Origin of the sequence: Pararhodobacter sp. SW119, from assembly GCF_017811755.1 — a bacterium.
GTDB lineage: Bacteria > Pseudomonadota > Alphaproteobacteria > Rhodobacterales > Rhodobacteraceae > Pararhodobacter.
The window spans coordinates 1-1,796 of sequence record NZ_JADDJF010000139.1; the positions used below are offsets into that span (position 1 = coordinate 1).

Consider the following 1,796-nt stretch of genomic DNA (forward strand, 5'->3'; position numbering starts at 1 on the left):
ACGAGTCTCGCAGTTCGACCGGCGCCAAGCGGAAGAATGGCTTTCAGAGATAAGGGGGCGAGTTGCAGGGAAGGCGAAAGACTTGAACCTGCCAACAAGAGAACTCGCGACAACCGTGACAATCGCACTAGCGTCGAGAAGCCACACATTTATCGTAGCTGTCGGTGACTCGCCTTGTGTGATTCACGATGGGACTCAGTGGCTCGCTCCTATTTGGCCTATGAGAGGTGAGTACGCCAACCAGACTTTTTTCATTACTCAAGACCCAATACCTTCGTGGGACTGCGCGCTGATCGAAGCCAAGATAGATAGACTTGCGATTTTATCTGACGGGATCGACAAGCTGGTACTCCGCGATCGCAACAGAGAAGTCTTTGCTCCGTTTTTCGATGGTATTTTTAAAAGCCTTGGCGGCCACGAGACCGTAGGTAGGAACCGAGCGCTATCTCTCGATCTAAAAGCGTTTCTTGCGAGCAGCCGCGTCAATGAACTGACCGACGATGACAAGACGCTCATTGTTGCAACTCGAAGAGCTCGTCCATGAAGCCGCGTTCCGTCACGACCGCTACCGGCAAATCAATCACCCTTGGCTCAGAGCTTGGCAAGGGCGGTGAAGGGGCGGCCTACGAGGTGGTGGGGTCACCGGATCTGGTGGCGAAGCTCTACACTGACGGTCGGGCTGAGCATCGGCGGGGCAAGGTCGAGGCCATGGTCGCCGCGGGCCTGTACCGCCAGGCCCCCCACATCTCCTTCCCGATCGACATCCTGCTGGACGAGTCCCGCAGCTTTGTTGGGTTCACAATGCGCCGCGTTCGGGGTGCCTGGCCGATGCATCAGCTCTGGAACAGTCGCGACCGCCAGGAGAAGTTTCCCGACGCCACCGTCGCCTTCATGGTGCGCGTGGCGGCGAACGCCGCTCGGGCTGTCGCGGAGCTTCACCATACCGGCTGCGTGATCGGCGATATCAACGAGTCCGGCTTCCTCGTCACCGACAAGGCGACCGTGATGCTGATCGACAGCGACTCGATCCAATACACTCCCAGCGGCCGGGTCTTTCCCTGCGTCGTGGGTACGCCTGAGTATCTGCCGCCTGAACAACAGGGGGTCAATCAGCGCAATCTCGGTTTACGCGATGCCAACCACGACAACTTCGGCCTCGCGGTCATGATCTTCCGGCTCCTCATGAGCGGCGCGCATCCGTTCCGCGGGGTTTGGAAAGGTCGAGGGGAACCGCCTGCCCCGCCCAAATGGATCGAGGAATTCCGCTATGCCTATGGAGCCGACAGCGGTCGCTCAAAAGTGGCGCCGCCGCCGAGCGCGCCGCCAATCGATTGGCTGCCCGATGATGTTCGGGGCGCTTTCGAACGCGCCTTTGGCAGGTCCGGCGCGAAACAGCGCCCCACCGCGCACGAGTGGATTGACATGCTCGACCGGCTCGAGAAGGACCTCGTGCAATGTCACAAGTCTTGCTTTCACTATCATCGTCTGGGAACCCGAAACTGCCCATGGTGCGAGATCGAAAAGAAGAGAGGCCGGGAACTCTTCGGCAAGGTGAAAACCGGCTATCAGCGATCCACTACGGGTGGCCAGACGCGTTCTGGCACTGGTACAGGTCCAGCCGGTCCCGGCGCTGTACCGCCCGGAAGCCCCCAGCCACAGCAGCGAACCCCCGGCAACGGGCTCCGAAACGCAACCCTTACCATCATCGGTATCGCAATCGTATCGCTTTGGATATTTGGCAGAAGTCCGGAAGTGCAAAGAAGCACACAGCCAATAAATAGCCAAACAGCATCTAC

General features: G+C 59.1%; 1 protein-coding gene and 1 pseudogene. Both read left to right on the forward strand.

Features of this window, described 5'->3' with window-relative positions; genetic code table 11:
- On the forward strand, window positions 1-544 hold a 544-nt coding region (locus IM708_RS20875; protein WP_209428473.1), incomplete at its 5' end, for a protein phosphatase 2C domain-containing protein.
- Window positions 541-1,796: pseudogene (locus IM708_RS20880) on the forward strand (hypothetical protein); the annotation flags it as partial. The gene IM708_RS20875 and the pseudogene IM708_RS20880, both read left to right, overlap by 4 nt.